Origin of the sequence: Candidatus Devosia phytovorans, assembly GCA_029202405.1 — a bacterium.
In the GTDB taxonomy this organism is placed as follows: Bacteria; Pseudomonadota; Alphaproteobacteria; order Rhizobiales; family Devosiaceae; genus Devosia; species Devosia phytovorans.
The window spans coordinates 3,096,960-3,123,375 of sequence record CP119312.1 but is presented as its reverse complement, the minus strand read 5'-3'; the positions used below and the strand labels follow the sequence as shown (position 1 = coordinate 3,123,375).

The 26,416-nt window shown below is 62.4% G+C and carries 29 protein-coding genes and 1 other RNA gene; 20 read left to right on the top strand and 10 right to left on the bottom strand.

All coding sequences use genetic code 11. The annotated features are described in order from the left end of the window. Positions 1-100: 100 nt before the first annotated feature. The 3 genes from P0Y65_15425 to P0Y65_15415 all read right to left on the bottom strand — a co-directional run bounded on the left by P0Y65_15425 (position 101) and on the right by P0Y65_15415 (position 1,848). Positions 101-652, bottom strand: a complete 552-nt coding sequence (locus P0Y65_15425; GenBank protein WEK03573.1) for a pilus assembly protein — start codon at positions 650-652, stop codon at positions 101-103. A 35-nt stretch (positions 653-687) separates the two neighbouring features. Next, the gene (locus tag P0Y65_15420) at positions 688-1,212 is read right to left on the bottom strand and encodes a pilus assembly protein (GenBank protein ID WEK03572.1); all 525 of its coding nucleotides are present in this window, start codon (positions 1,210-1,212) and stop codon (positions 688-690) included. Positions 1,213-1,386: 174 nt separating this feature from the next. Further along, positions 1,387-1,848: a pilus assembly protein N-terminal domain-containing protein gene (locus tag P0Y65_15415; GenBank protein ID WEK03571.1), complete on the bottom strand. Its 462-nt coding sequence runs from the start codon at positions 1,846-1,848 to the stop codon at positions 1,387-1,389. Between the two features lie 385 nt (positions 1,849-2,233). On the opposite strand from P0Y65_15415, the gene P0Y65_15410 reads away from it, so the two are divergent. From P0Y65_15410 to P0Y65_15375, 8 genes are all read left to right on the top strand, one after another. After that, entirely contained in the window at positions 2,234-2,416 is a 183-nt protein-coding gene (locus P0Y65_15410) for a Flp family type IVb pilin (GenBank protein ID WEK03570.1), read from the top strand. A 131-nt stretch (positions 2,417-2,547) separates the two neighbouring features. After that, positions 2,548-3,063 carry a prepilin peptidase gene (locus P0Y65_15405; GenBank protein WEK03569.1) on the top strand — a complete coding sequence of 172 codons (516 nt, stop codon included), beginning with the start codon at positions 2,548-2,550 and terminating at the stop codon, positions 3,061-3,063. Between the two features lie 212 nt (positions 3,064-3,275). Beyond that, complete coding sequence (cpaB, locus tag P0Y65_15400; GenBank protein WEK03568.1) at positions 3,276-4,205, top strand: Flp pilus assembly protein CpaB; 930 nt, start codon at positions 3,276-3,278, stop codon at positions 4,203-4,205. A gap of 12 nt (positions 4,206-4,217) precedes the next feature. Beyond that, positions 4,218-5,630, top strand: coding sequence for a type II and III secretion system protein family protein (locus P0Y65_15395; protein WEK03567.1), 1,413 nt, complete (start codon positions 4,218-4,220; stop codon positions 5,628-5,630). Positions 5,631-5,657: 27 nt separating this feature from the next. Continuing rightward, positions 5,658-6,929: an AAA family ATPase gene (locus tag P0Y65_15390; GenBank protein WEK03566.1), complete on the top strand. Its 1,272-nt coding sequence runs from the start codon at positions 5,658-5,660 to the stop codon at positions 6,927-6,929. Between the two features lie 86 nt (positions 6,930-7,015). Then, on the top strand, positions 7,016-8,503 hold the full coding sequence (locus P0Y65_15385) for a CpaF family protein (protein ID WEK03565.1): 1,488 nt from the start codon (positions 7,016-7,018) through the stop codon (positions 8,501-8,503). After that, positions 8,504-9,478 carry a type II secretion system F family protein gene (locus P0Y65_15380; GenBank protein WEK03564.1) on the top strand — a complete coding sequence of 325 codons (975 nt, stop codon included), beginning with the start codon at positions 8,504-8,506 and terminating at the stop codon, positions 9,476-9,478. It abuts the gene before it with no gap. A 13-nt stretch (positions 9,479-9,491) separates the two neighbouring features. After that, entirely contained in the window at positions 9,492-10,499 is a 1,008-nt protein-coding gene (locus tag P0Y65_15375; GenBank protein WEK03563.1) for a type II secretion system F family protein, read from the top strand. Between the two features lie 68 nt (positions 10,500-10,567). Here P0Y65_15375 and P0Y65_15370 read toward each other — a convergent pair whose 3' ends face one another. Then, complete coding sequence (locus P0Y65_15370; protein ID WEK03562.1) at positions 10,568-11,338, bottom strand: pilus assembly protein TadD; 771 nt, start codon at positions 11,336-11,338, stop codon at positions 10,568-10,570. Between the two features lie 135 nt (positions 11,339-11,473). Here P0Y65_15370 and P0Y65_15365 point away from each other — a divergent pair, with 135 nt between their 5' ends. Continuing rightward, a complete protein-coding gene (locus tag P0Y65_15365) occupies positions 11,474-12,823 on the top strand; it encodes a leucyl aminopeptidase family protein (GenBank protein WEK03561.1) in 1,350 nt (449 codons plus the stop codon). A 55-nt stretch (positions 12,824-12,878) separates the two neighbouring features. Next, positions 12,879-13,808, top strand: a complete 930-nt coding sequence (locus P0Y65_15360) for a helix-turn-helix domain-containing GNAT family N-acetyltransferase (protein ID WEK03560.1) — start codon at positions 12,879-12,881, stop codon at positions 13,806-13,808. Here the strand turns inward: P0Y65_15360 and P0Y65_15355 are convergent. From P0Y65_15355 to P0Y65_15345, 3 genes are all read right to left on the bottom strand, one after another. Further along, on the bottom strand, positions 13,805-14,479 hold the full coding sequence (locus P0Y65_15355) for a DedA family protein (GenBank protein ID WEK03559.1): 675 nt from the start codon (positions 14,477-14,479) through the stop codon (positions 13,805-13,807). The two genes, P0Y65_15360 and P0Y65_15355, sit on opposite strands and share 4 nt — an antisense overlap. A gap of 87 nt (positions 14,480-14,566) precedes the next feature. Further along, entirely contained in the window at positions 14,567-15,505 is a 939-nt protein-coding gene (locus P0Y65_15350) for a glyoxylate/hydroxypyruvate reductase A (protein ID WEK03558.1), read from the bottom strand. 71 nt (positions 15,506-15,576) lie between these two features. Next, a complete protein-coding gene (locus P0Y65_15345) occupies positions 15,577-16,404 on the bottom strand; it encodes a c-type cytochrome (protein ID WEK03557.1) in 828 nt (275 codons plus the stop codon). Between the two features lie 320 nt (positions 16,405-16,724). Here P0Y65_15345 and P0Y65_15340 point away from each other — a divergent pair, with 320 nt between their 5' ends. Continuing rightward, positions 16,725-17,555 carry a prephenate dehydratase gene (locus tag P0Y65_15340; GenBank protein ID WEK03556.1) on the top strand — a complete coding sequence of 277 codons (831 nt, stop codon included), beginning with the start codon at positions 16,725-16,727 and terminating at the stop codon, positions 17,553-17,555. Positions 17,556-17,565: 10 nt separating this feature from the next. Here the strand turns inward: P0Y65_15340 and P0Y65_15335 are convergent, their stop codons facing one another. Next, a complete protein-coding gene (locus P0Y65_15335; protein WEK03555.1) occupies positions 17,566-18,426 on the bottom strand; it encodes an LOG family protein in 861 nt (286 codons plus the stop codon). A gap of 125 nt (positions 18,427-18,551) precedes the next feature. Between P0Y65_15335 and P0Y65_15330 the strand changes: the two genes are divergently transcribed. From P0Y65_15330 to recR, 7 genes are all read left to right on the top strand, one after another. Then, positions 18,552-19,856 (top strand): phytase, encoded by a 1,305-nt coding sequence (locus tag P0Y65_15330; protein ID WEK03554.1) that lies wholly within the window; start codon positions 18,552-18,554, stop codon positions 19,854-19,856. 61 nt (positions 19,857-19,917) lie between these two features. Continuing rightward, positions 19,918-20,178, top strand: a complete 261-nt coding sequence (locus P0Y65_15325) for an AbrB/MazE/SpoVT family DNA-binding domain-containing protein (GenBank protein WEK03553.1) — start codon at positions 19,918-19,920, stop codon at positions 20,176-20,178. Beyond that, complete coding sequence (locus tag P0Y65_15320; GenBank protein ID WEK03552.1) at positions 20,175-20,492, top strand: type II toxin-antitoxin system PemK/MazF family toxin; 318 nt, start codon at positions 20,175-20,177, stop codon at positions 20,490-20,492. The genes P0Y65_15325 and P0Y65_15320 overlap by 4 nt, the downstream gene beginning before the upstream one ends. A gap of 39 nt (positions 20,493-20,531) precedes the next feature. Continuing rightward, positions 20,532-20,627: signal recognition particle sRNA small type (ffs, locus tag P0Y65_15315), an RNA gene on the top strand. A 69-nt stretch (positions 20,628-20,696) separates the two neighbouring features. Beyond that, positions 20,697-22,511, top strand: coding sequence for a DNA polymerase III subunit gamma/tau (locus P0Y65_15310; GenBank protein WEK03551.1), 1,815 nt, complete (start codon positions 20,697-20,699; stop codon positions 22,509-22,511). Beyond that, a complete protein-coding gene (locus P0Y65_15305; protein ID WEK03550.1) occupies positions 22,508-22,831 on the top strand; it encodes a YbaB/EbfC family nucleoid-associated protein in 324 nt (107 codons plus the stop codon). Before P0Y65_15310 ends, P0Y65_15305 begins: the two co-directional genes overlap by 4 nt. Before the next feature lie 68 nt (positions 22,832-22,899). Continuing rightward, positions 22,900-23,493: a recombination mediator RecR gene (recR, locus tag P0Y65_15300; protein ID WEK03549.1), complete on the top strand. Its 594-nt coding sequence runs from the start codon at positions 22,900-22,902 to the stop codon at positions 23,491-23,493. 56 nt (positions 23,494-23,549) lie between these two features. Here the strand turns inward: recR and P0Y65_15295 are convergent, their stop codons facing one another. Then, positions 23,550-24,026 (bottom strand): hypothetical protein, encoded by a 477-nt coding sequence (locus P0Y65_15295; GenBank protein ID WEK03548.1) that lies wholly within the window; start codon positions 24,024-24,026, stop codon positions 23,550-23,552. Between the two features lie 122 nt (positions 24,027-24,148). Here P0Y65_15295 and P0Y65_15290 point away from each other — a divergent pair, with 122 nt between their 5' ends. Further along, positions 24,149-24,355, top strand: coding sequence for a DUF2945 domain-containing protein (locus P0Y65_15290; protein WEK06814.1), 207 nt, complete (start codon positions 24,149-24,151; stop codon positions 24,353-24,355). On the opposite strand, the gene P0Y65_15285 is transcribed toward P0Y65_15290, so the two are convergent. Beyond that, positions 24,352-25,767 carry a DNA recombination protein RmuC gene (locus P0Y65_15285; protein ID WEK03547.1) on the bottom strand — a complete coding sequence of 472 codons (1,416 nt, stop codon included), beginning with the start codon at positions 25,765-25,767 and terminating at the stop codon, positions 24,352-24,354. The genes P0Y65_15290 and P0Y65_15285 overlap by 4 nt on opposite strands. A gap of 124 nt (positions 25,768-25,891) precedes the next feature. Here P0Y65_15285 and def point away from each other — a divergent pair, with 124 nt between their 5' ends. Continuing rightward, complete coding sequence (gene def / locus P0Y65_15280; protein ID WEK03546.1) at positions 25,892-26,407, top strand: peptide deformylase; 516 nt, start codon at positions 25,892-25,894, stop codon at positions 26,405-26,407. Positions 26,408-26,416: the final 9 nt, after the last annotated feature.

The following is a 26,416-nucleotide window of genomic DNA, read 5'->3' as shown; positions in this document are numbered from 1 at the left end:
TTTGGAATGGGATAAGCGGCTTGTGGCATGGGGCGGTGACCCACGCAAGCATGCTGGACGACTTCTTGCCTTGCGCCGGACAAATGCCTCGCTGACGCCTCTAGGGCGTGCTGATACTGCCGCCGAACCGCGGCATGAAGAAGTTTTCGCGATAGAGCGTCACGGGCTTGTTGATGACGATGCCATAGAAGGGCAGGTAGGAGGTGGTGGCCTCGGCGACGATCACATAATTGCCCTTGGCGATTTCTGCCATGGCCGAAGTGGTCGAGGAAGCCGACTTGAGCGCGTAGACGCTGTTGACGGGACGAGCTGTATTGGTGCTGTACACGCCGTTGATATATTGTTTGGCCCAGACCACGCGAGCGGTCTTGCCGTCGGCGTCCACCTTGACCTGCGTGACATACTGCTTGAGGTCGGTGGTCGGGAAAGGCGTCATCACCCCCCCAGCGGCGGCCAGATATTCCTTCATCGTATCCGAGCTGATGGTGGTGTCCGAGCGCGCCACCAGGTCGCCCAGCGTACCAGACACCGACTGCACGCGCCGATCGACGGTGATCAGCGCGCTGGCCTCGTTGGCACCTATGTAGAGGATCAGCATCGCCGGCAAAATCAATGCAAATTCCACCGCGGCCGCGCCGGCGTTGCCGCTCAAAAACTGTCTCAGCTTGGGTATAAGCCTGCGCAACGTCACCCTCCTGCAAAGGGTTCGTTGCGGAACACGGCGGCAGCGCCCATGATCCGAATATTATTGGGCATGTTCGCCAGGCTCAGTCCGCCGAAGTTCAACATGATCGGCCAGCGGTAATAGACCTGCACTGCGATGACACTGGAGCCCTGGCCCGGTTGCCAGGATTCGGTGCGGCTCCAGTCCGGGCACACTTCCTTGTCCGTGCTAGTGCAGCTAGGATTGACCGGCGCCTTTATATTCACCGCATTGAAACTGTTGAGGACCTGTACTTCGATATGCAGGTCGGCGCATTTGAACAGGCCATAGAGCCTGCCACACATGTTGGTTCGAAACTGCTCGATGTCGTATTTTGCCGCCTGCATCTGGCCGGTGCGGATGAAGCGACTGGTATCCTGTACGGCGCTGTCGAGGATCTGTCCGGACAGGAAGATCAGCGCCGTTTCGAGGATCGCTCCGATGATGGTGAAAAAGGGCAGGGCCAGGAGGCCAACCTCGACCGCGGTGGCACCGCGCTCGTCGCGCACGAAAGCCCGCCCCAGCTTTCGCCTGGCGCTGCGTCTGATCAGCGAGATAAGGTTGACCGACATAAGGCTCACCTGTTGCAACCCGGTCAGGCTAGGCCGCCATCGCCTAATCATCGGTTAGGAAAACCGCCTCAAACCCTGGCTGCTGCATGAAGGGTTAAGCAGGTCTTAAGCTCAATTGCCCAGCGACTGGACCAGTTGCGACGAGGCCAGCGCTTCCGACGAGAAGGCCGCGTCATCGCCCATCATGATGACCGACTGACAGATCGGCGCACAGGCCAGGCTCGTGCGGGCCGAGCCCTGGTAGACAGTGACCGTCCCGGCCTGCATCTGCACCACTTCGATCATCGTGTCGGCGATCGGTTCGCCCCGTGCATCGAGCACAATCAGATTGGTCTGCCCGAAGCTCTTGCCGGTCAGGATCAGCGTTTGCGGGTCCTGTATGGTGACATCGGCAATGCCCGGGTTGCCAACGATCACCGTCGCCGCCGCCGCATTGATGCGCAGGATGCGCGCCATGTTCACATTGACATTGATCGGTGCGCCGGCAGCGTCCTGCGCCAGGGTGGGAGCCACGCCGAAGCTGGGCGCCAGGGTCAGGCTGGCTGCAAGGACAAGGGCGAGCATGGAACGCATGGCGGGGTCCGGCGATACTGATACGCGATAAGCCATTTTCCGATGGAATGGTTTACAATTGGCAAACGGTTTTGCTTTGTGGTTTATGAATAGTTGAAGTTTATATACCCGGAACTATCTGCGTGTATCGAAGTTAATCTTCAGTGTGAATGAAGAGAAAGTAGATGTCTCTATATATACTCCATGCGCGGCGTCAACGAGTTTGTCTAAAATGCGACACACCTTGTTAACCGTCTGATTATGATGATAAAAATGGCGATGACGAACAGCTGAACTCTGTTGTCAATTAACGCATTTGCAATGACTCTCATCTAGCTTCCGAACCGTTCGATGTATGACGTGTCGAACGATGAACGTCACAAGCTGACGTAACAGGAGCTGACCCATGAACATCTTCGCACGTTTCGCCAAGGACGAGTCCGGCGCGACCGCAATCGAATACGGCCTGATCGCCGCTCTGATCTCTGTTGGTATCATTCTTGCTGCGACCGCTCTCGGCGGCAGCCTTGGCAACCTGTTCAACGGCATTGCCACCAAGCTGACCAACTCGACCACCGGCAAGCTCTAAGCTTTACGGGGTTTCTGGAATTCCAAAGGGGGCGCTGGCGCCCCCTTTTCGTTTTGCGGATTGTTAAGTCCGTTCGGGCCATTCTCCTATCGCCTCGGCCCATCGGCGCGGGCACCAGACCCGAGAGCCAGATGCCCGCCAACCTCCTCTTCCCACTCGCCTTGTTGTTTCCTGTTGCCATGGCCTGGGCCGCCTCGTCGGACCTGCTCACCATGCGCATCTCCAACAGGCTCGTGCTCTTTCTGGTCGCCAGCTTCCTCGTCGTCGCTCTGGTCCTGCAACTGCCGCTCGCACAATGGGGCTCTCATCTGGGAGCCGGCGCTCTGGCGCTGGCCATCGGCTTCACCCTCTTTGCCTTCGGCTGGATCGGTGGGGGCGACGCCAAGCTGGCCGCCGCCACCGCGCTCTGGCTTGGCTTTGGAGAGGGCGGGCTGCACTATCTGGTCTATTCGGGCCTGCTGGGTGGTCTGCTGACCCTGCTTATTCTCGCCTTCCGCAACCTCCCCCTGATGCCGATCCTGGCGCGCCACGCCTGGCTCGAACGCCTGCATGATCCCAAGACCGGCGTGCCCTACGGCATCGCGCTCGCGATCGCCGGCATGATCGTCTATGCAAATTCAACTATCTTTGAGCGTCTGGTGGCTTGAGCGTGGTTGTGCTCAAGTAATGAGCGCCTCAATCCATCGCGCAGCGGGCCATTTCCTGGCTACTTGCTGTCATGCCGGCAAAAATCCTTAAAATTTACTTCTTGTTAACCTCGCCTGCAAAGCTCCGGTTAACCAAACTTTGACCCTTTACGGGCACAGTCCACGTCGGTGGAACTGGGCAAAGTGTGCCCGCGTACTTTCCGGAGTGAGTCATGAAGCCGGCGCGTATCATCCTGTTGCTAGTGGCGCTCGTCGCCGGGGGCCTTGCGGCTTTCCTGGTTACGCGGGGCGGCCCCGCGCCCGAACAGGTGGTCACCACCGAAGTGGTGCAGGAGGCCAAGGAGCAGGTGCTGATCGCCCGCACGCCGATCGGTGTCGGACAGCGCCTGAGCGCTGAAAGTGTCGAATGGCAGGATTGGCCGGCAGGCGCCCTTCGCCCCGAATACGTAACCATTTCGGCCATGCCCGATGCACCGGCAACCCTGACCGGCTCCGTGGCACGTTTCGAATTCTTTCCCGGTGAGCCGATCCGCGAGGCCAAGCTGGTCCGCTCCGATCAGGGCTACCTCTCGGCTGTGCTCTCGGAAGGCATGCGCGGCGTCTCCGTCGGCGTTTCGGCGGCATCGAGCTCGGGTGGCTTTGTCGTCCCCAATGATCATGTCGATGTCCTGCTGACTTCCAACACGGCAGCGGGGCAGCAGTCAGAAGTCATCTTGTCCAATGTGCGCGTGCTCGCCATCGGGCAGCGCCTGGGCGAACTGGGCACCACGGGTGGCCAGGAAGACCCCAATACACCCACGACGACACCAACCACCTTCACCGATTCCACCATTGCCACGCTCGAACTGACGCCCGGCCAGGCCGAAACGCTGGTCAATGCGTCGACCGTCGGCACGCTCAGCCTGACGCTGCGCTCCGTCGTCGACTTCAACAAGCCGCAGGTGGCAGACGGTCCAGGCTCCAGCCAGACGGTGCGCATCGTCCGTGCCGGTCGCACCGAAGCCGTGCAGGCTGGCAATACCGCGCTTGCCGAGCAGCAGCCGGCGGCAGTCAATGCGCCCGTCACCGTCATGCCCAGCATTGCGCCAACCTATACGCCTCAAACGGCGCCGGCCACCCAGCCGTCCGCAGTGCCGATGTAAGCGGAGATGATCATGACCAATCCAGCCAACACACTCCGCTTCCGCAAAACCGGTCCGCTTTCGGCCCTGCTGCTTGCCGGCTTCCTCGCCACTTCGTCGCTCTCGGGCGCCGTGGCGCAGGAAAGCCATGTGGCCATTTCCCCAGGTGCCTATGGCGCGACGCGCGCCCTCACGGTCGAGCTCAACAAGACGGTTCTCGTCGATCTGCCAGCCGGCGCCGCCGAAGTCATCGTCTCTCAGCCCTCGGTCGCGGCCGCCATCATGCGCACCCGCACCCGCGCGCTGGTTCAGGGCATCACCAGCGGCACGACCAATATCTTCTTCCTCGATGACAGCGGCCAGACCATCCAGATGCTGGACGTCAAGGTCAACGAGCAGCCATCCCAGATCGGCAGCACGCTCGAACAGGCGCTGGCCCGCATCATTCCTGGCTCCAATATCCGTGTTGAATCGGTTGCCCTCGGCGGCGGCTCGCTCAATCGCGTGGTGCTGACCGGCAGTGTCCGCACCGCCGAAGATCTCGATCGTGCCCAGCAGGTCGCCGTGCAGTTTGCCGGTGGCCCGGACAATGTCGCCAGCATTCTCGACGTGACGGGCGCCCAGCAGGTCATGCTGCAGGTCACCGTTTCCGAAGTCCGCCGTTCGGTGGCCAAGCAGTTCGGCATCAACCTCAGCGCCGTCTTCAACGTTGGCACGACCAACCTGCTCAGCTTCACCAACAGCCTTCTGACCACGAATTTCCCGGTCGATGGCGTCGACGCCAGCTTCAGCGACAATGGCAATACCATTGCCACGGCCATCCGCGCCCTCGAGGAGCGCGGTGCGCTCCGTGTCCTGGCCCAGCCGACGCTGACCGCCATTTCCGGTCAGGAAGCCAAGTTCCTCGCTGGTGGCGAGCTGCCCTACTATACGTTCGACGAGGAAGAGAACACGCGCACCGTGCTGTTCAAGCCCTATGGCGTCGAGCTTTCCTTTACCCCGACCGTCAAGTCGAACGGGTCCATTGCCCTCAAGGTCGACACCTCGGTGTCCGAGCCGCAGGCCGATCAGTCGATCTCCAAGCGTTCGGCCAGCACCTCGGTCGAACTGCCCGGCGGCACGACGCTCTCCATCGGCGGTCTGCTTGAAGAGCGCTCCAGCACCGACATCCAGCAATTCCCCTTCCTCGGCGACATCCCGATCCTGGGTGCCCTGTTCCGCTCGCGCGACTACCAGACGCAGGAAACCGAACTGGTGATCCTGGTCACGCCCTATCTGGTGGCACCCAGCGCGGCCAATACCATCGCCGTGCCGACCGACACCATGCAGCCCGCCAGCGACGGCGAGGGCATCTTCCTGGGCAGGGTGGAAAGCCTTTATGGCGTCGGCCAGACCGGTTCCATGCGCGGCAGCATCAGCGGTTCCGTGGGTTTCGTGCTCGACTGAGGTCAGGCACAAGGAGAGTAGAGTTTCATGAGTTTCCTGTCATCCGAGCCCAGGCGCGCCGAAGAACCCGCCGCCGAAATTGCTCAGGGCGCACGCCTCATTCCGCGCATCACCATCCAGGCCTTCTGCGAGCATTCCCAGACGGCCCAGCTGGTTGAAAGCGCCATCCATGACCGCCGCATGTCCAAGGTGGCGCTGACCACGCACAATGGTGGCATCGACGGGGCCGTGGAGACCTACAAGTCCAACCCGACGCCCAATCTGATCATCGTCGAGACCGCGCTTTCCCCCGAAGAAATCCCCCAGGCGCTGGAAAAGCTGGCCGAGGTCTGCGACGCCTCGACCCGCGTCGTCGTGCTTGGCCATGTCAACGACGTGCTGCTCTATCGCGACCTGATCCGCTCGGGCATTTCCGAATATATCGTCCTGCCGGCCACCGCCCAGCAGATCGTCTCCGCCATCACCGATCTCTTCGCCTCGGAAAATGCCGCCCCGATCGGCCGCACCGTCGGCTTTGTCTCGGCCAAGGGCGGCGCCGGCGGTTCGACCGTTGCCCACAATGTCACCTGGGCCATCGCCACGGCGCTGCGCCAGGATAGCCTGATCGTCGACATGGACCTCGCCTTCGGCACGGCGGGGCTAAACTTCAATCAGGATCCCCCGCATGGCCTCGCCGATGCGGTGCTTGCCAACCAGAAGGTCGACCAGACCATGCTGGACCGCCTGATGAGCAAGGCGGCCAACCACATCAACCTGCTGACCGCCCCGGTTTCCCTCGATCGCACCTATGACTTCGAGGAGCGTGAATTCGAGCAGGTGCTTGAACTCTGCCAGGGCACCATGCCCGTCGTCGTGCTCGACATTCCCCACGCCTGGAATGCCTGGGTCCGCCAGACCCTCGCCACCGTCGATGAAGTGGTGATCGTCGCCGAGCCGGACCTGGCCAACCTGCGCAATGCCAAGAGCATTGCCGATACGGTACGGGCGCTGCGTCCCACCGAGAGCGCGCCATGCCTCGTGCTCAACAAGGTCGGCATGCCGCGCCGTCCCGAGATCAGTTCCTCCGAATTCGCCAGCTCCGTCGAATGCCAGCTGCTCGGCCAGATCCCCTTCGACGCCCAGCTCTTCGGCACCGCGGCCAACAATGGCCAGATGATCGCCGAGGTCGCGGCCAACAACAAGATCAACGACATCTACCGCAATATCGCCATGCACGTGACCGGGCGGCAGATCACCCACGCAGGCGGCCGCTCATCGAGCCTGATGAAGCTGCCATCCCTGTTCAAGAAACGAGCCTGAGGGCGCTCGGTTACGAGCCCTCACCGGGCAGGCTTGCAAACCCTTCATGGGTCTCGCGCCAGCTTGCGACCAGAAAGTAGGATGACATGTTTGGCAAGCGGCAGACCTTTGGCGGCAATACTCCGGGCGTCGGCGAAATCGCGCGTCCGGTTCCCTCCATGCCGCCCGCCGCGCCGCCGGCATCGCGTCGCGCCAGCGATGGCGACGCCATGGCCAGCCGCATGCGCGCCAACGAGGACGTCGTCGACGTCCGTGCCCCGGCCGATGCCGCGCGCGACAAGGAATATTTCCAGACCAAGTCCGCCATCTTCAATGCGCTGATCGACTCCATCGATCTCAGCCAGCTCGCGACCATGGACCAGGACGCGGCGCGCGAGGAAATCCGCGACATCGTCGCTGAAATCATCGCGCTCAAGTCCATCATCATGTCGATCTCCGAGCAGGAAGACCTGCTTGAGGATATCTGCAACGACGTGCTCGGCTATGGCCCGCTCGAGCCCCTGCTGGCCCGCGACGACATCGCCGACATCATGGTCAACGGCTCCCAGCGCTGCTACATCGAAGTTGCCGGCAAGGTCCGCCTCACCAATGTGCGCTTCCGTGACGACGCGCATCTGATGAACGTCTGCCAGCGCATTGTGTCGCAGGTCGGCCGCCGCGTCGATGAAAGCTCCCCCATCTGCGACGCCCGTCTTCCGGACGGCTCGCGCGTCAACGTCATCGCCCCGCCGCTGGCGATCGATGGCGCAGCACTCACCATCCGTAAGTTCAAAAAGGACAAGCTGACCCTCCAGCAGCTGGTCAAATACAATTCCATTTCGCCCGAAGGGGCAGAAGTGCTGCGCATCCTCGGCCGCGTGCGCGCCAATGTGCTGATCTCGGGCGGTACCGGTTCGGGCAAGACCACGCTGCTCAACTGCCTCACCGCCTTCATCGAAAAGGATGAGCGCGTCATCACCTGCGAGGACTCGGCCGAACTCCAGCTCCAGCAACCTCACGTCGTGCGCCTCGAAACCCGCCCGCCCAACCTCGAGGGCGAAGGCGAGATCACCATGCGCGATCTCATCAAGAACTGCCTGCGCATGCGGCCCGAACGCATCATCGTCGGCGAAGTCCGTGGCCCCGAAAGCTTCGACCTGCTGCAGGCGATGAACACGGGCCACGACGGCTCCATGGGCACGCTGCACGCCAACTCGCCGCGCGAAGCCCTCTCCCGTCTTGAATCCATGATCACCATGGGCGGCTACAGCCTCCCCAGCCGCACCATCCGCGAGATGATCACCTCGTCCATCGACGTCGTGGTCCAGGCCGCCCGCCTGCGCGACGGTTCGCGCCGCATCACCCACATCACCGAGATCCTGGGCATGGAAGGCGATGTCATCGTCACCCAGGATATCTTCCTCTATGACATCATGGGTGAAGACGCCAACGGCATGCTGCTCGGCAAGCACCGCTCGACCGGCATCACCAAGCCGCAGTTCGCCGAGCGCGCCCGCTATTTCAACGAGGAAGCCAACCTCGTCGAGGCGCTCGAAAAGTCCAATATCGAACAGCACCAGTTGCTGGATTCGTAAATGCAAACCATCCTGCTCATCATCCTGGCCATGGTTACCGTCGGCGCCGCCGGCTTTGCCCTCGTTCCCAATGCCATGGGCGGCGGTCGCGCCGAAAAGCGCCGCAAGGCGCTGCAGGGCGACGTTCGCGTCAACCGCCTCGAAGTCGACGCCGCGCGCAACCGCGACGAGCGCCGCAAGAGCGTCCAGACCGCGCTCAAACAGCAGACCGACGCGCTCAATGCCAAGAAGCGCGTGACCCTGCCGCAGATGCTGTTCCAGGCCGGCATGACCATCAAGCCGGCCGTCTTCATCCGCAACAGCGTCATCTTCGGCGTCGTGGCCTTTGTCATTCTCGCCCTGGTGCAGGTCCCCATCTACCTAGCGCCGATCTTTGCCGTGGCCGCTGCCTATCTGCTGCCGCGCTGGTGGGTCGGTCGCAAGCGCAAGAAGTATCAGGACAAGTTCCTCGACGAACTGCCCAATGCGGTGGAAGCCATCGTGCGCGGCGTCAAGACCGGCCTGCCGCTCAATGACTCCATCCGCGTCGTCGCCAAGGATGCCAAGGAGCCGGTGAAGTCCGAATTCGCCCGCGTGCTCGACCAGCAAGCCTTCGGCATGGGCATGAGCGAGGCCGTCGGCGTCCTGCTCGACCGTGTCCCGCTGCCCGAAGTCAACTTCTTCGTCGTCGTCATCACCGTGCAGCAGCAGTCGGGCGGCAACCTCTCCGAAGCGCTCAGCAACCTCGCCAAGGTGCTGCGCAACCGCAAGAAGATGAAGCAGAAGATCAAGGCCATGTCCTCCGAGGCCAAGGCTTCGGCCGGCATCATCGGCTCGCTGCCCTTCGTCGTGGGCACGCTGGTCTCGGTGGTTTCACCGGCCTATCTGACCCCGCTCTTTTTCACCACCCTCGGCCAGATCTGGCTCGGCATCGGTGTGGCCATGCTCTCGGCCGGCGTCTTCGTCATGAGCCGCATGGTCAAGTTCGACTATTGATCGGGGATCGCACATGAGCCTGACAGCACTGTTCACCCGCGAATTCCTGATCTCCGTCCTCGCCGCCATTGCCGCGGCGGCGGTGGTCTTCACCTTCGGCTCCAGCTTCATCGTCAAGTCCGAGATGAAGGACCGCATCAAGCGCGTTGCGCTGGAGCGCGAGAAAATGCGCGCCGAGGAAATGGCCCGCCTGCGCGGCACCATGACCAGCGAAACCCGTGGCATTCGCCGCCAGGGCGAAACCAAGACCTATATGAAAAATGCGGTCGAGCGCTTCGACCTCAAGAAGGCCTTTCAGGACGAGACCACGGTCGACAAGCTCGCCATGGCGGGCTTCCGCGGGCAGGGGCACCTGACCACCTTCCTGTTCATGCGCCTCGCTACGCCGATCGGCATCTTCCTCATCGCCGCGCTCTATCTCGTCATCATGGTGCCGGCCGACAGGCCGCTCTACCTCAACCTGACATATGCGATCGGTGCAGGCCTGGTTGGCGCCTATCTGCCCATCGTCCTGCTCAAGAATTCCACCACCAAGCGCCAGCAGTCGATCAAGCGTTCCTGGCCAGATTGTCTCGATCTGATGCTGCTTTGCGTCGAGGCCGGCATGTCCATCGAACACGCCTTCAAGCGCGTGGCGCGCGAAATCGGCCAACAGAGCGCCGAACTGGCCGAGGAACTGACCCTCACCACCGCCGAACTGGCCTTCCTCGAAGACCGCGGCCGCGCCTATGACAATCTCGGCCGCCGCACTGGTCTCGATGGGGTGAAATCGGTGATGACCGCGCTGATCCAGGCCGACCGCTACGGCACCTCCGTTGGCCAGGCCCTGCGCGTCATGGCCGAGGAAGGCCGCGAGCAGCGCATGATGGAGGCCGAAAAGAAGGCCGCCGCCCTGCCGCCCAAGCTCACCGTGCCGCTGATCCTCTTCTTCCTGCCGGTGCTCTTCATCGTCATCATTTCGCCCGCCCTGATCCGCGTCTTCGGCGGCCCCGTCGCCGGCGCCATGGGCGCCGCAGGCTGATCCAGACCAACGACCCGCAAACGAAAAGGCCCCGCACTGCGGGGCCTTTTTCATGATGGCTACGACAATTAGCTGTTCTTGATCATGTCCCAGCGGTTTTGCTGCGTCAGCAGCGCGCGTACATAGGCCATGTTGCTCTCGACCTGCTCGGGTGGCAGTTCGGCGGCATAGAGCGAGCGGCTCTCGTCGAAGCGGCCCTGCAGGCCCACGACCAGCGCCAGGTTCTGCCGGATCTGGCTGGTTGCGCCCTGCATCTGCACGGCGCGGCGCAGGTGCTGTTCGGCGGCCGGCAATTCATTGGTCATCGCATAGGAGAGGCCAAGATTGGCTTCAATCGAAGCTTCGCCTGGCGCATAGACCTGGGCCTGCGCATAGAGCCCGCGCGCTTCGGCATTGCGGCCGAGCTGATCGAGCGTCGCGCCCTTGACCAGCAGCGCATTCCAGTCCGGCGCCTCGGGACGGATCACATTGTCCAGCACCTGCAATGACTGCTCCAGCCGCCCATCGGCCGTCAGCGCCTTGGCAAAGGCCACGGCAATGTCGACGTCCTTGGGATAATAGCCCATGCTGATTTCCAGCACCGACACGGCCTGCTGGCTCTGACCAACGGCGCGCAGCGCGGCGGCATAGTGGATGGCCGTCACCTTATCCTTTGGATTGGACTTGTAGCGCGCCGTCAGCTCGCCCAGCGTCTGCTGGCTCTGGCCTGCCGTCATGCCGGTATAGTCTGGCGAGGGCATGCTGCCGCGATTGGACGCACAGGCCGAAATTGCCAGCGCCGCGACCCCGGCCAGCAGCATACCGCGCATGGGCTTGGTGATCCGGTTAAGGACGATCATGGGCAACTCCTTGGGCCAAAGGCTCCTCCCCATGCAATAAATCATTAACCCTAACAGCCAGTTAAAGGGGCTGTTTTGCGCCGTTGCGACGGCCCCCCTGCCTCGCTAGAACAGAGGCAACAAAGGAGCCAACTGATGTCCGATACTGCCGTCCTCCACGTCATCTGCGTCCCGGAAAACGGTCTGGAAGGGGCGGGGCTGACCCCGTCACAGCGCGCCTGGGCGACGGCCAATGGCTTTTCCGGCAAGCGCGGCAAGCTGTTGGCCTTGCCCGCGACGGATGGCACAGTCTCTGGCTATCTCTTCGGCCTCGGCACTGCTGAAGCCAACCCGACACTGGTCACCGGCCTCGCCAGCGCCGCGCTGCCCAAAGGCACCTATCGTCTTGAGGGCAGCATTGCCGACCCGACGCTGGCGGCCATCGGCTTCCGTCTCGGCGCCTATCGCTTCGACCGCTACCGGCAAGCCGTGGAGGCGCCCATCCTTGAATTGCCTTCCGGTGCCGATGCGGCAGAAGTCGATCGCCTTGTCGAGGCAGCAGGCATTGCCCGCGACCTGATCAACACCCCGCCCAATGATCTGGGCCCCGATGCCTTCGAGGCCGAAATCCAGGCCTTTGCCGAAGCCCGCGACATGGATATCCGCGTCATCACGGGTGATGACCTGCTGGCCGAAAACTTCCCCATGATCCACGCCGTCGGCCGCGCCAGCGCCGAAGCGCCGCGCTTGGTGGACCTGCGCTGGGGCAGGGAAGGCGATCCTAAAGTGACCCTCGTCGGCAAGGGCGTGACCTTCGATACTGGCGGTCTCGACATCAAGACAGCAGCGGGCATGCTGATCATGAAAAAGGACATGGGTGGCGCCGCCAATGTGCTGGGTCTCGCCCATGCCATCGTCTCGGCCGGCCTCAACGTGCGCCTGCGCGTACTCATTCCGATCGTCGAAAATGCCATTGCCGGCCAGAGCTTCCGCCCCGGCGATATCCTCAAGTCTCGCAAGGGCCTGACTGTTGAAATCGGCAATACCGATGCTGAAGGCCGGCTGATCCTCGCCGATGCCCTGGCGCTGGCTGACGAGGAAAAGCCCGATCTCCTGCTCGACATGGCCACGCTCACCGGCGCCGCCCGCGTTGCCCTTGGCCCCGAATTGCCGCCGCTCTATTCCAGTGACGAAACCCTGGCCCGCGATCTCGTGGCCAGCGGCATGGCCAGTGACGACCCGCTCTGGCACATGCCGCTCTGGTCACCCTATGACGCGATGATGAGCTCCAGGACCGCCGATGTGAACAATGCCGGTTCGGGCGGTTTTGCCGGTTCGGTCACCGCGGCGCTATTTCTGCGGCGTTTCGTCAATCCCGCCACGACCTGGGTCCATCTCGACATCTATGGTTGGGCGCCCGAGGGCCGCGCTGGCCGCAGCTTTGGCGGCACCGACCAGGGCATTCGCGCCGTCTACAACCTGCTCAAGTCCCGTTACGCAAAGTAGTTGACTATGGCAATCAAGTGGATGACTGTATCAACAGTCATCCACGAGACGCGTCATGTCCATTCGCCCCGCCGACATTGCCCAGATCCGGGCTTTCAACCGCTTCTACACCAAGGTTATCGGCCTGCTCGAAGAGGGCATGCACAAGAGCCCGCACACCTTGGCCGAGGCGCGGGTCATTTATGAACTGGGCATGCGGGGACACGCGTCTGCCTCGCTGATTGCCGACAGTCTCGACATGGATCGCGGCCAGATGAGCCGATTGGGTCTGCGGCTTGTCGAGCAGGGGCTGGTGGCCGTGCTGCCACGCACTGCGGACCGGCGCTCGGCGCCACTGGCTCTGACGCCCGAGGGCGATGCCGTCTTTCACAAGTTCAACGCCATGAGCGACGAGGTCGCGGCCATTAGCCTGCTTGAACCGCTGGACGAAACCGGCCGCCGCGACCTGATCGGTGCCATGCGCCGCATCGAGGCCCTGCTGGGTGAGCCCGACGACGCAACGCTGGTGCTGCGTCCGCATCGCGTCGGCGAACTGGGTTGGCTGATCCACCGCCAGGGCGTGCTCTATAATGTGGAACAGGGCTGGAATGGCGAATTCGAAACGCTGATCGCCAGCCTCTACGCCGATTTCGAAGCCATGCCGCAAAGCCCGCCCAAATCGCTCTGGATCGCCGAGATCGGCGGCGAGGTCGCCGGCTCCATCTATATCGTGCCCGCTGGCGAAGATCGTCCCGGCGTGGCGCAACTGCGCATGCTCTATGTCGATCCAACCTTCCGCGGTCGCGGTGTCGGCCGGCGCCTGGTCGACGAGGCGGTGAGCTTCTCCCGGGCTTCAGGCTACCGTCAGGTCCGGCTCTGGACCCAGGATTGCCTCGCCTCAGCCCGACGCATCTATCAGGGTGCCGGTTTCACGCTGGAAAGCGAAGCTCGGCATCACTCCTTCGGCGTCGACCTCAACGGCCAATACTGGGTGCTGGACCTCTAACCAGCGTCGCCCAGGTCGGTGATCACATCTTCCGCCTCAAGCACGGCCGGGATCGTGGCGTCGGCCTTGGGGAACAGCAGCGGCGCCATGGCAAAGCCCAGCACGATCGCTGCCACCATGCCCCAGCCGGCCAGGGCCTTGTGCTTCTCGATGAATTCATTGGCTGCCTTGCCGAAGAAGAAGAACAGGCCGCAGGGCACGAAATAGCGCAGTCCGCGCCCGATCAGCCCATAGAAGACGAAGGTGAAGAGATCGAGCCCGGCCACGCCGCTGGTGATGGTGATCACCTTGTAGGGAATGGGCGAGATGGCGCCGATGATGATCATCAGCGGTCCATTGTCATTGAAGCTCTGCTTCAGCGAATTGAACCCGTCGCCGGCGCCATAGAAATCGATGATCGCCTTGCCCACGGTATCGAACAGGAAAAACCCGATCGCATAGCCGGCCAGACCACCCACCACCGACGCCACCGTGCAGATCGCGGCCAGCCGCCAGGCGCGCGTGCGGTCGGCCACGATCATCGGCGCCAGCATGATTTCGGGGAAGATCGGCAGGATCATCGCCTCGAGGAAGCAGAGCAGCGCCAGGATCGGTTCGGCCAGCCTATGCTTGGTGGCCAGCTTGAGACGGTCATAGAGCTTGAGCTTCTGCGGGGCGGTGGTCTCGGTCATCCGGTCCTGAATGGGTTCAGCAATGGTCAATGCAAACTAGGCGGCGAACATGACAGTCATCACCTTGTTCGCCAACAAAATATTCCGTCAGTAGCCGCGCGCCCGGTCCACGACATTGATCAGCGGTCTGCCCGCTTCATGGCCCTTGATGATCTGGCTGAAATAGCTGACGCCATGGCTTTCATTGGAAATCGCCGCGATATGCGGGGTGATATAGCAGTTCTCGATGGCCCAGAGCGGGCTGTCCTGGGGCAGGGGTTCGACCTCGAACACGTCAAGGCTCGCCGCACCCAGGGTGCCGTCTGCCAGCGCCGCCACGATATCGGCTTCCCGCTGATGCCCGCCGCGCGCCGCATTGATCACCACCGGACCGCCATCCAGCCGGTCACGCCGCAGCTTGCCAAAGGTCTGCGTATTGAGGATCCCGGTCGTTTCCGGCGTCAGCGGCAGAAGATTGACCAGAATATCGGTGCCGGCGAGGAAAGCGTCGAACTGCTCGGCGCCGGCAAAGCCATCCACGCCCTCAATCGTCTTGGGTGTCCGGCTCCAGCTGCGCAAATCAAAGCCCAGCGGCCTGAGGCGCGTGACGGCATCCTGCCCCAGCACGCCCATGCCCATGATCCCCACCGTCGTCTCCGAGGCTGCAGGCGGATAGAGCTGGCTCCAGCGCCGCGCCTTCTGGTCAGCCCGGAAACGCGTATAGAGCCGGTGATGCATGGTGACATGGGCCACCACATAGTCGCTCATGCGCTGGCTGAGGTCCTCGTCGACAAAGCGCACGATCGGCGCATCGGGCAGCTTGGGATGCTTCATCAGTGCATCGACGCCCGCGCCCAGCGACAGCACCGCCTTGAGATGGCTCAGCCCGTCGAAAGCATCGGCCTTGGGCTTCCACACGAAGATATAGCGGACATCGGCCGGGTCGAAATCATCGCCCCTCCGCACCACCGGATAGGGCGAAAGCGCCGCGGTGAGCTTGTCGGCCCAGCTGGCTTCATCGACATCGGACAGGTGCAGCAGCAGCATGGTATTTCCTCGCAGAAAAAAGCCGCGCCCGATGGAGGCGCGGCTCAAAATCTCAAGACAGCATCTGGCTCTTACTGAGCGGCGGGTGCAGCAGGCGTTGCCGCAGGTGCAGCGCCCTCGGTCGTGCTGGCTGGCGTGCCGCTGGTGGTCGGCGTGCCTTGCACCGGCGTTTCGCTCTGGGTCGTCGTCGGCGTGTCGGTCACCACTGCCGGGGCTGCCGGTTCGGCTTCGTTCTCGGGCTGGGTGGCAGCCGGATCGGTCGGCGTCGTCGCATCGGGCTGTGCCGTGCCGGCAGCTTCCGCAGCAGGCGTTTCGCCCGGATCGACAGGCTCTTCGGCCGGGGCAGCTTCCTCGGCGGCCGGGAAGGGCACCGGGCTACCCGACAGGGTCTGCAGATAGGCCAGGATATCGGCACGCTCTTCGGCAGTGCGGATACCGGCAAAGTTCATCTTGGTGCCGGGCGTATAATCGCTCGGCTTGGTCAGGAAGTGGTTGAGGTTTTCATAAGTCCACACATCACCCGCGGCGTTGTGGGCCAGCATGCCTTCCGAATAGGCGAAGTCGGAAATCGACCCTTCGGCACGGCCAACCACGCCATAAAGATGCGGACCCTGCTTGTTGGGCTCGCCCTCGCCGAAATTGTGGCACGACTGGCACTTGCGCGCCGATGCCTGACCGCGCTCCGCACTGGCGCTGGCCAGCAGCACGCCGAGCGGCACTTCGGGAGCCGCCTCTGCCACGGCGCCGCCTTCGGCAACTTCCGGTTCCGGCAGGTTGTAACCCGGACCGCGGTCTTCGATCGGATGGTAGATGGCTTCGGCGACAAAGCCGGCGCCCATGACGAACAGCAGCGTGCCCAGCACGGCGCCCATGATCTTGTTAAGCTCGAACGAATCCATTTGGTCTCTCTGCCAGTCCATCCCCTGTGGACGATATCCGAACCCAGCCCAACTTTTGATTCTCCCTGGGGAAAATCGGCTCAACGGAAGGGTCCGACGCGCGCGGAAGATAGTCGCAAAGCCTATGGCGGCGCAACCGTTCAAAGCCGCTCTGTGACACTTCGAGCCGCCCCTTGGGGAAAATCGCTACCGTGGAGCGATTTTAGGCGAGAAGGCCACGAGACCTATGGTTGAGAGGCAGCGGCCCAATGGGGGCTAGATTGACTCCCTTTCGCACCCGGTTCAAAAGCCTTTCGCCGACCAGATATGGACCTGTCCCGATGACCAAGAAGATTGCATTCCAGGGCGAACCTGGCGCCTTCAGCCATGCCGCCGCGAACAATGTCTTCCCCGGCGAGGAGGCCATGGGCTGCGTTACCTTCGAGGAAACCATTAATGCGGTGCAGACCGGCAAGGCCGACTATGCCGTGGTTCCGGTCGAGAACTCGCTCTATGGCCGCATCACCGATATCCATCACCTGCTGCCCGAAAGCGGCCTGCACATCATCGGCGAGACCTTCCTGCGCGTCGAGATGAACCTGCTCGCCGTCCCCGGCGCAACACTCGATGACATCAAGGCGGTCCAGTCTCTTTCGGTCGCGCTGGGCCAATGCCGCAAGTTCATCGCCGAGCACGGTTTCCGCACCATCAATGCCGTCGACACTGCCGGCTCGGCCCGTGAGATTGCGCAAAAGGCCGACAAATCCGTTGCCGCCATCGCCTCGCGCTTCGCCGCCGAAATCTATGGCCTCAATGTGCTGGCCTCCAATATCGAGGACGCCGCGCACAACACCACCCGCTTCCTCGTTCTCTCGCCCACGCCAAAGGAAGCTGCCGCCGGCAATGGCAGGGTCAAGACCACCTTCGTCTTCCGCGTCCGCAACGTTCCGGCCGCGCTCTACAAGGCCATGGGCGGCTTTGCCACCAATGGCGTCAACATGACCAAGCTCGAGAGCTACATGGTGGGCGGCAATTTCACCGCCACCCAGTTCTATGCCGATATCGAGGGTCACCCCTCCGACGTCGGCGTCCAGCACGCCTTCGAAGAACTCGGCTTCTTCACCGACCACTTCCACGTGCTCGGCGTCTATCCGGCCGCTGAGAACAAGTAGGGCAGGGGGCTTAGTCCCCCTTGAATACCTCATCCACTTTGGGCAGGTCGTAAAACGCCCGCACGATTTCCCAGCCCTCTTCGGCCGTGTCCACCAGGTTGAACAGATGCGTATCGTCCGGCGCAATCGTGCCGGCTTCTGCCAGCGCTTCGAAATTGATCACCTTGCTCCAGAATTCCGCGCCAAACAGCAACAGTGGAATCTTGTCCATGCGCTTGGTCTGGATCAGCGTCAGCGCTTCGAAGAACTCGTCCAGCGTGCCGAACCCGCCCGGGAACACCGCCACGCATTTCGCCCGCAGCAGGAAGTGGATCTTGCGCGTCGCAAAATAGTGGAAGTTGAAGCTCAGCTCCGGCGTCACATAATGGTTGGGCGCCTGTTCGTGCGGCAGGACGATATTGAGCCCGATGGTCGGCGCGCCCACATCGGCTGCTCCACGATTGCCCGCCTCCATCACGCCCGGCCCCCCACCCGTCGTCACCACGAATTCCTTGTAGTCCAATGCTTTGGACGTCGCCGAAGCCAGCTGCGCAAAGCGCCGCGCCTCGTCATAATAGACCGACGCCGCCTCGAGGTTCTTCTTCTGGGTCTCGTTCTTGGCCGCCCAGGCGGGCTTGCCCGGCGCCGGAATACGCGCGCCGCCAAACAGCACCACCGTCGAATTGATCCCCTGCTCGCGCAGGCGCACCTCCGGCTTGAGATACTCAAGCTGGAAGCGAACCCCGCGCACCTCTTCCGAGGTCAGGAAGTCATCATCGGCAAAAGCCAGCCGAAATGCCGGCGACTCCGTCTGCGGCGTCGAAGGCGCCCGCTTGGACGCCGCGACGTCCTGTTCGGACGTGCGCAAGGATGTAGGACGGCGTTTGGCCATGAAGGGCTCCAGAGATTTGGCGCCCTTGTATCTCGCGCGACTGGTTTGCAAAAGCTGCAGTTTAGCCCGTCATCACGGTGTTGTGTACGGCGCGCAAGCATTCCGGACATCGCAGGGAGATGACGATGACCAGATTGACCAGCCTGCTAGTAGCCGCATTGCTCGCCGGCACTGCGCTGCCTACCCATGCCCAGACCGTCGCCGATGTGGCACCCACGCTGCAGACACCCATCCTCACCGAGGAGGACGCCGACGCCGACGCTGATGACCCGACCATCTATGTCAACGCCGACGATGCTGCCAAAAGCCTCGTCGTCACCGCCGTCAAGAATGGCGGTATCCGCGTCTATGGTCTCGACGGTGCCCTGATCCAGACCATTCTGCCGGCCGAAGACGGCCGCATCAACAATGTCGATATCGTCTATGGCTTTGTCCTCGACGACGGCAGCAAGGCCGATCTCATCATCGGCGCTGATCGCGGTCTTGATATCATCCGCGCCTGGAGGATCGATCCCGCCGTAGCTGAACCGCTGAGCGAAATCACCGACCCTTCGGCAAGCCGTGCTTTCCCGCAGCGCTATTCCAATGACGGCGCCACGACCGAAGACAATCCCGTCGATGACCAGAACACCGTCTATGGCCTCGCCGCCTGGAACGACAAGGCTTCGGGCACCACCTGGATCGTCGGTACGCAACGCCACCAGCCCACCGTCGGTATCTTCAAGCTGGCCGCCACGGCCAACGGTCATGTCGCTGCAACGCTCGACCACGACTTCCGCGTCCCCACCACCCACGACGGCCAGGACCTCTGGATCGAAAACGAGGACGATCCGCTGCTCGATTTCAGCCCGCAGTTCGAAGGCACGGTGATCGACCGTACCACCGGCACGATCTACGCCGGCCAGGAAGACGTCGGCATCTGGACAGTGTCCGTCACCGGCGGCGAACCCGTCCTCGCCTATGCCACGCGCGGCTCGTCGGCCAGCCCGTTCAACAATCCTGACAGCGTCATCTCGCGCGACGTCGAAGGTCTCAGCATCTACTATGCGGCCAGCGGCACAAAATACCTCATTGCCTCCAGCCAGGGCGGCGCCCATGGCGATGCCCCGTCTCCCGACGCCCCCTATGACGACAGCTTCGCCGCTTTCGACATCACCGATGGCATGACCCTGCTCGGCGCCTTCCGCGTTTCTGCCTCCGGCGATATGGATGCTGTCCAGGAAAGCGATGGTGCGGACGTCATCTCGCTCGGCCTGCCCGGTTTTGAAAACGGCCTCTTCATCACCCAGGACGGCTATGCAGGCGATCTCAACGGGCTCGACGGCGAAGTGGCATCGACCAATTTCAAATTCGTCGACTGGAAAGCCATCGCCGACAGCTTTGAGCCAAAGCTCGAAGTCACCCCGGAAGGCTTCGATCCGCGGCAGTAGGAAGTTGTGGCGCTGTTATAACAAAGTTGTAACGGCGCCACTGCCATGCTATATCCGTTACATGCAAAGTGCGGTCAAGAAATTCGGCAATTCTGCTGGTGTGGTCATTCCAAAGCCTCTGCTGACAGAGATTGGTGCCAAAGTCGGCGACGATATCGATATCGGCGTGCAGGATGGTCGTATCGTCATTGAACTGGTGGCGAAGATTGATCCACGGGAAGGTTGGGCGGAAGACGCTGCGGCTCTGATGGCGGCTGGCGACTACGAGATTGTGCTTGGCGACTTTCCCAACGACTTCGATGATGAAGAGTGGGTCTGGTGAAGCGAGGCGAGGTCTGGCTAACTCAACTTGATCCGACCATCGGTTCTGAAATCCAGAAGACCAGGCCGACTTTGATCGTCTCGCCGGATCAATTGAATGGGATACTTCCTCTCGTAACGATCGTTCCGCTCACTTCCGGCAGTCGCCGAGCACGATTTCACGTGCCGGTCCATTTTGCAGGGAAGGACGGTTACATAGTGGTCGAGCAGATGAGGTCCCTCGACAAGCGTCGGTTGGTCAGGCGTCTCGGTGTGATTGACAGCGATGAGTTGAGCCACACATTCGATGCGCTGAAGCTCTACTTCGCCCCCTGACCCCTTGCACTCCGCGCCATTTATCCGCATATAGCCCTCGGGAGGTTGGCGCGGACGTGTTCCTCGCCAACCGGGTCAGGTCCGGAAGGAAGCAGCCCCAACGAGACCTTCACGGGTCGATGCCAGCCTCCTACTTCAGCCTTTTGCCCGCCAAAACCTTGATGGAGGCAGAGGCTTTCCCACCCGATGTGGTAAGAAAGCGGCATGGCTGGTTCTGATTCCCAAACATCTCCCTATCTCGTTCTCGCCCGCAAATACCGCCCGCGCGACTTCACGACGCTCGTCGGCCAGGATGCCATGGTGCAGACGCTGGGCAATGCCTTTGCGCAGAACCGCATCCATCACGCCTTCATCTTCACCGGCGTGCGCGGCGTCGGCAAGACCACCACAGCCCGCATCCTGGCGCGCGCCTTCAATTATGAAGATGCCACCGGCCCTCATCCCACGCTTGATCTCAGGGTCGAAGGCGAGCATTGCCGCGCCATCATCGAGGGCCGCCATGTCGATGTCATCGAAATGGACGCCGCCAGCAATACCGGCATCAACGATATCCGCGAGATCATCGACTCGGTAAAATACGCGCCCAGCTCGGCGCCCTACAAAGTCTATGTCATCGACGAAGTGCACATGCTCTCGACGGCTGCCTTCAATGGTCTGCTGAAAACCCTCGAAGAGCCGCCGCCCTATGTGAAGTTCATCTTCGCCACCACCGAAATCCGCAAGGTGCCGGTGACGATCCTCAGCCGTTGCATGCGCTTTGACCTGCGCCGCATCACGCCCGAGATCATGTCGGCCTATCTCGAATCCATCCTCGCCCAGGAAGGCATCAGTTTCGAGCCCGAAGCGCTGGCCATGATTGTTCGCGCCGGCGAAGGTTCCGCCCGCGACAATCTTTCCCTGCTCGATCAGGCCATCGCCCATGGCAATGGCACGGTGACGGCCGCAACGGTCAAGGCCATGCTGGGCCTCGGCGATCGCGCCCGCATCATCGATCTTTTCGAAGAGCTGATGGGCGGCCAGATCGGCCCGGCAATCGAGACCATGCGCTCGCTCTATGACATGGGCGCCGATCCGCAGACGCTGATCGCCGACCTTGCCGATTTCACCCATCTGGTGACCCGCATCAAGGTTGTGCCCGCTGCGGCCGACGACGTCTCGCTGACGCCCGACGAGCGCAATCGCGGCGCTGAACTGGCCGCCAAGCTCCCCATGCGCGCATTGACCCGCGCCTGGCAGATCCTCTTCAAGGGCCACGACGAAGTCTCGCGCGCCAGCAATGGCCTGCAGGCCGCCGAAATGGCGCTGATCCGCCTCGCCTATGCCGCCGATCTGCCCAGCCCCGATGACCTCATCGCCAAGCTGGCCAATATGCCGGCCCCGGCGCCGAGCCTGCCGCCCAGCGCGCCCATCTCGCGAGGGCCCTCGGGCGGTGGCAATGGCGGCGGTGGTGCTTCTGCCATGCGTATCGAGGCACCGCGTCCCATCGAGACCGAAGACGTCGCTCCCCAGCCCAATGTGCCCTGGGCCAGTGCCCAGCCTCAGGCCAATGTCCAGCCGGTCGTGGCGCCGCAGCCCGAAGTGCAGCCCGCCTTTTCCAAGGTCGGCTCCTACAAGGAGCTGATTGCTCTCGCGGGGGCCAAGCGCGACGTGCTGGTCAAGCTGGCGCTCGAATCCTCCATGCGACCCATCTCCTTCGAGCAGGGCCGTATCGAAGTGGCGCTGAGCGATGGTGCCGATCCGGGCATGATCGCCACGCTTTCCGCCCGCCTCCAGCTCTGGACCGGCGAACGCTGGCTGGTCATGGTCTCGACCAAGCCACCCGAAGGCCTGACCATCCGTCAGGAGAACGAAAAGCGTGTTGTCGCGGCCCATGCCGCTGCCGGTGAAGACCCCCTGGTCAAAGCCATCCTGGAAACATTTCCCGGCGCCAAGCTTGTCAATGTGAAGGTGCGCGATGACGCGGCCGTGGTTGACGATGCCGAGGCGCTTCCGCCCCCACCCGAAGAGGACGACGAATGAAAGACATCATGGGCATGATGAAGGCCGCCAGCGAGATGAAAGGCAAGATGGAGGCCATGCAGGCCGAGCTTGCCGAACTCGTGGTCGAAGGCCGCTCGGGCGGCGGCATGGTCGTGGTTTCGCTCTCCGGCAAGGGCGAAATGAAGGGCCTCAAGATCGACCCGTCGCTCTTCAAGGAAGACGATGTCGAAGTGCTCGAGGACCTGATCCTGGCTGCGCATAACGATGCCAAGGCCAAGTCCGAAGCCGAAATGCAGAGCCGCATGGCCGAAGTGACCTCGGGCCTGCCGATCCCGCCCGGCATGAAGTTTCCCTTTTGACGATTCACGCATGCGGCGCGTCAGTGTGAACAGTCTGCTAACCAATTCGACCTTGGGTTAACGCGAAAATGGCCACTGGCGGTCCTGAAATCGAACAGCTGATCCAGCTCCTGGCGCGCCTGCCAGGGCTTGGTCCGCGCTCGGCGCGTCGCGCCGTGCTGCATCTGGTCAAGAAGAAGGAGCAGCTCATGCTGCCCCTTTCCGCCGCGCTCGACCGCGCCGTAACTGCCGTTCGCACCTGCGAAATCTGCGGCAATATCGATACGCAAAGCCCCTGTTCCATCTGCGCCGACCCGCGCCGCAATTCCGGCATGCTGATCGTCGTCGAAGACGTCTCCGACCTCTGGGCCCTGGAGCGGGCAGGGGTGGGGCAGGTCAAATACCACGTCCTCGGCGGCGTCCTCTCCCCCCTCGACGGCGTCGGCCCCGACGACCTTTCCGTCGACGCCCTTATCGCCCGCTCCTCCGATTTTTCTGAGGTGGTGCTGGCGGTTAACGCCACGGTCGAAGGCCAGACGACGGCGCATTACATCACCGATCGCCTGGCTGGTTCAGACACCAAGGTCACCCGCCTCGCCCACGGCGTCCCCGTGGGCGGCGAGCTCGATTATCTCGACGAAGGCACACTCAGCCAGGCACTCAAGGCCCGCACCGAGATCTAGAGCGCTTTCAGCAAAAGTGGTCGCCGGTGTTGCGCTTCGAAAGCGCGACCACCCAATCAGTGCAGGTCGGTCTTGCCGAATTCGGCGCCACCATCCCACTTCTCTTCTTCGAGACCGTCGTCAGATTCCTCGTCTTCATCGCCCTCGATGGCGAAGCGCGCATCGTCGTCGTCCGGTGAGAGGGCATCGAGCCGGTCTGCCGGGTCATTGTCGAAATTGGTGGCAAGCCCGGCGAAATCCTCATTGTCCTCGCCATTGGCAATCACGGCGCTGAGCTCGTCTATGGCGCGATCCAGCTCGTCGAGCATGGATGCCGGGTCCTGGTCGCCCCAGTCACCGCTTTCGCGGATCGTGCTCTCGTCGCGCAATTCGCGCAGGCGGGCCAGGCGTTCCGTGGCCGGGCGGTCCTCGCCATAGAGCAGTTCTTCCACTTCGCTCTGGGTATAGGGCTGGGCAATGCCCGGCTGGTCCGCATTATCGAAATTGGTGTTCTGCGGCACCATGGTGCCGTGATGATCGTGATGCTGAGCCATTTCGAATCTCCCTCTGGGTTGATCGTCATGACCAACGTGCCTGGGCAGAACTGGTTCGACCGCAGGGAACGGTTGTGATCGCCGGCAATTGATCCATCAGCAGATGGAGATCAAGCATGGCCATGCGCAAGGGCAGCAAAGTTACCTGGAGCTGGGGCGCCCACACCGCTCACGGCAAGATCGTCGAGCGCTTCACCACCAAAGTCACCCGCACCATCAAGGGCAGCGAAGTGACACGCGATGCCAACCGCAAGGAGCCGGCCTATCTCATCGAGCAGGAGGACGGCGACAAAGTCCTCAAGAGTCGCAGCGAGCTGACGGCGCGTTAGGACAGGTCCCCAGGCTCCTCGCCGACGAGCCGCAGTTTCGGCGCATCATCCTCGCCACCATCCCATCCGGCGGGCAGGCTCTTGTTGGTCTTCGCCCCCAGATCGCGCAGCATTTCTACCTGCCGCACCACATTGCCGCGCCCGCTTGAGAGCTGTCCCTTGGCATCCTCGAAGCTCGAACGGGCTTTCTCCAGATGTCCGTCCAGCTTGTCCATGCTGGCGAGGAACCCGGCGACCTTGTCGTAAAGCGCCCCAGCGCGTTCGGCGATTTCGTCGGCATTGCGATGGCGCTTCTCGATGTCCCAGACATTGCGCACGGTCCGCAGCACCGTCATCAACGTCGTCGGCGTGGTCAGCATCACGCCCTGGCTCATGCCATATTCGACCAGCTTCGGATCGGCCTGGATCGCCGTCGCCAGCGCGCTCTCGATCGGCACAAACATCATTACATAGTCGAGACTCGACTTTGCATGCTTCTGATAGGTCTTCTCGCCCAGCGTGCGGATATGTCCGCGCACCGAAACGACGTGCGCCGCCAGATAGCTCTCGCGCCCATCGTCCTCGCTATTGGTATAGGCCTCGAAAGCGGTCAGCGAGACCTTGCTGTCGATCACCAGCCTATCGTCATTGGGCATCAGCACTTCGACATCGGTGCGCAAGCGCGAGCCGTCGGCGCCGGTATGGCTCTGCTGCGTCACATATTGCTCGCCCTCGCGCAGCCCGCTCCGTTCGAGAATGGTCGAGAGGATCATCTCGCCCCAGGCGCCCTGCGTCTGCGAATTGCCTTTCAGTGCCCGCGTCAGGTTGTTGGCTTCGGTGGTGATCTGCACATTGCTCTCGAGCAGTAACCGGATCCGCTCGCCCATCGCCGAGCGATCCTCGATCAGCCCCTTGTGGAACTCGCCGATCTTTTCCTGCAGGGGTTTCAGCAGCGTATCCACCTGCTCGCGGTTCTGCTTGGTGAAGGTCTCGCTCTGTTTTTTGAGCACATCCCCGGCCAGCGCCTTGAACTGGTCGGTCATCTCCTGCCGCACCGCCAGCAGCCGCGCTTCGCTGGCCTGTGCATTGACCGCCTGCTCCGCCATTCTCGCGCGAGCCGCCGAGACATCCGCCATCAACTCGCTATTCTTTTCCTGCAGCCGCTCCACCTGGTCGGCGCCGCGCTCGCGTTCCACCCGCACCTGATGGTCGAGCTCGGCAATCCGCCGGTCGCGTTCACCAAGCTGGCTGGCAAAGCCCTCCCGCGCCTCGGCCAGCAGCGACCGTCCCGCTGCCTCCGCACGGTCCGTCCCAGCCCGCGATTGCACCAGCGTCACAACCGCCACCAGCATGGCCGCAAGCGCCACCACGCCGACGATGGCGACGAGAACAGAAACGGGATAACCCGCGATTTCGAACAGCATAGTATCCATGGAGAAGCCCTAGCACGATTCTTCTGTTCGCAGAATGTTCTCATCGCGCCCGGCCACAAGAGTTGACCACAGCGGCGGAAATGCCATATCGAGGGGAAAATCCCTTTTCGCCGGACCAATGCCCATGGCTGTTCGCCCCATTCTCGTCATTCCCGATGCCCGCCTGCGCGCCGTCGCCGATCCGATCATCGACGTCGATGACGAGATCAAGACGCTCGCCAAGGACATGCTCGATACCATGTATGATGCGCCCGGCATTGGCCTCGCCGCGCCCCAAATCGGCGTGATGAAGCGCATCGTCGTCATGGACCTGGCCCCCGAAGGTGAGACGCCCGAGCCGCTGGTCATGATCAATCCCGAGATCACCCATTTCGGCGAGCAGATGCAGGTCACCGAAGAAGGGTGCCTCTCCATCCCCGAGCTCTATTACGAGGTCGAGCGCCCCAATGACGTCACGGTGAAATACACCGATCTCGACGGTCAGGAAGTCGAAAAGGTCGCCGAGGGCAAGCTCGCTGTTTGCATCCAGCATGAACTCGATCACCTCGATGGCGTGCTCTATATCGACTATCTGAGCCGTCTCAAGCGCGACCGCGTCATCAAGAAATTCGACAAGCAGGCCAGGCTGTCTGCCCGCTAAAGCACGGAT

Bases quoted from the DNA above. Each gene is read 5' to 3' on its own strand.
- P0Y65_15415 (WEK03571.1), bottom strand. From the start codon at position 1,848: ATGCGTTCCATGCTCGCCCTTGTCCTTGCAGCCAGCCTGACCCTGGCG.
- P0Y65_15410 (WEK03570.1), top strand. From the start codon at position 2,234: ATGAACATCTTCGCACGTTTCGCCAAGGACGAGTCCGGCGCGACCGCA.
- P0Y65_15405 (WEK03569.1), top strand. From the start codon at position 2,548: ATGCCCGCCAACCTCCTCTTCCCACTCGCCTTGTTGTTTCCTGTTGCC.
- cpaB (WEK03568.1), top strand. From the start codon at position 3,276: ATGAAGCCGGCGCGTATCATCCTGTTGCTAGTGGCGCTCGTCGCCGGG.
- P0Y65_15395 (WEK03567.1), top strand. From the start codon at position 4,218: ATGACCAATCCAGCCAACACACTCCGCTTCCGCAAAACCGGTCCGCTT.
- P0Y65_15390 (WEK03566.1), top strand. From the start codon at position 5,658: ATGAGTTTCCTGTCATCCGAGCCCAGGCGCGCCGAAGAACCCGCCGCC.
- P0Y65_15385 (WEK03565.1), top strand. From the start codon at position 7,016: ATGTTTGGCAAGCGGCAGACCTTTGGCGGCAATACTCCGGGCGTCGGC.
- P0Y65_15380 (WEK03564.1), top strand. From the start codon at position 8,504: ATGCAAACCATCCTGCTCATCATCCTGGCCATGGTTACCGTCGGCGCC.
- P0Y65_15375 (WEK03563.1), top strand. From the start codon at position 9,492: ATGAGCCTGACAGCACTGTTCACCCGCGAATTCCTGATCTCCGTCCTC.
- P0Y65_15370 (WEK03562.1), bottom strand. From the start codon at position 11,338: ATGATCGTCCTTAACCGGATCACCAAGCCCATGCGCGGTATGCTGCTG.
- P0Y65_15365 (WEK03561.1), top strand. From the start codon at position 11,474: ATGTCCGATACTGCCGTCCTCCACGTCATCTGCGTCCCGGAAAACGGT.
- P0Y65_15360 (WEK03560.1), top strand. From the start codon at position 12,879: ATGTCCATTCGCCCCGCCGACATTGCCCAGATCCGGGCTTTCAACCGC.
- P0Y65_15355 (WEK03559.1), bottom strand. From the start codon at position 14,479: ATGACCGAGACCACCGCCCCGCAGAAGCTCAAGCTCTATGACCGTCTC.
- P0Y65_15350 (WEK03558.1), bottom strand. From the start codon at position 15,505: ATGCTGCTGCTGCACCTGTCCGATGTCGATGAAGCCAGCTGGGCCGAC.
- P0Y65_15345 (WEK03557.1), bottom strand. From the start codon at position 16,404: ATGGATTCGTTCGAGCTTAACAAGATCATGGGCGCCGTGCTGGGCACG.
- P0Y65_15340 (WEK03556.1), top strand. From the start codon at position 16,725: ATGACCAAGAAGATTGCATTCCAGGGCGAACCTGGCGCCTTCAGCCAT.
- P0Y65_15335 (WEK03555.1), bottom strand. From the start codon at position 18,426: ATGGCCAAACGCCGTCCTACATCCTTGCGCACGTCCGAACAGGACGTC.
- P0Y65_15330 (WEK03554.1), top strand. From the start codon at position 18,552: ATGACCAGATTGACCAGCCTGCTAGTAGCCGCATTGCTCGCCGGCACT.
- P0Y65_15325 (WEK03553.1), top strand. From the start codon at position 19,918: ATGCAAAGTGCGGTCAAGAAATTCGGCAATTCTGCTGGTGTGGTCATT.
- P0Y65_15310 (WEK03551.1), top strand. From the start codon at position 20,697: ATGGCTGGTTCTGATTCCCAAACATCTCCCTATCTCGTTCTCGCCCGC.
- P0Y65_15305 (WEK03550.1), top strand. From the start codon at position 22,508: ATGAAAGACATCATGGGCATGATGAAGGCCGCCAGCGAGATGAAAGGC.
- recR (WEK03549.1), top strand. From the start codon at position 22,900: ATGGCCACTGGCGGTCCTGAAATCGAACAGCTGATCCAGCTCCTGGCG.
- P0Y65_15295 (WEK03548.1), bottom strand. From the start codon at position 24,026: ATGGCTCAGCATCACGATCATCACGGCACCATGGTGCCGCAGAACACC.
- P0Y65_15290 (WEK06814.1), top strand. From the start codon at position 24,149: ATGCGCAAGGGCAGCAAAGTTACCTGGAGCTGGGGCGCCCACACCGCT.
- P0Y65_15285 (WEK03547.1), bottom strand. From the start codon at position 25,767: ATGGATACTATGCTGTTCGAAATCGCGGGTTATCCCGTTTCTGTTCTC.
- def (WEK03546.1), top strand. From the start codon at position 25,892: ATGGCTGTTCGCCCCATTCTCGTCATTCCCGATGCCCGCCTGCGCGCC.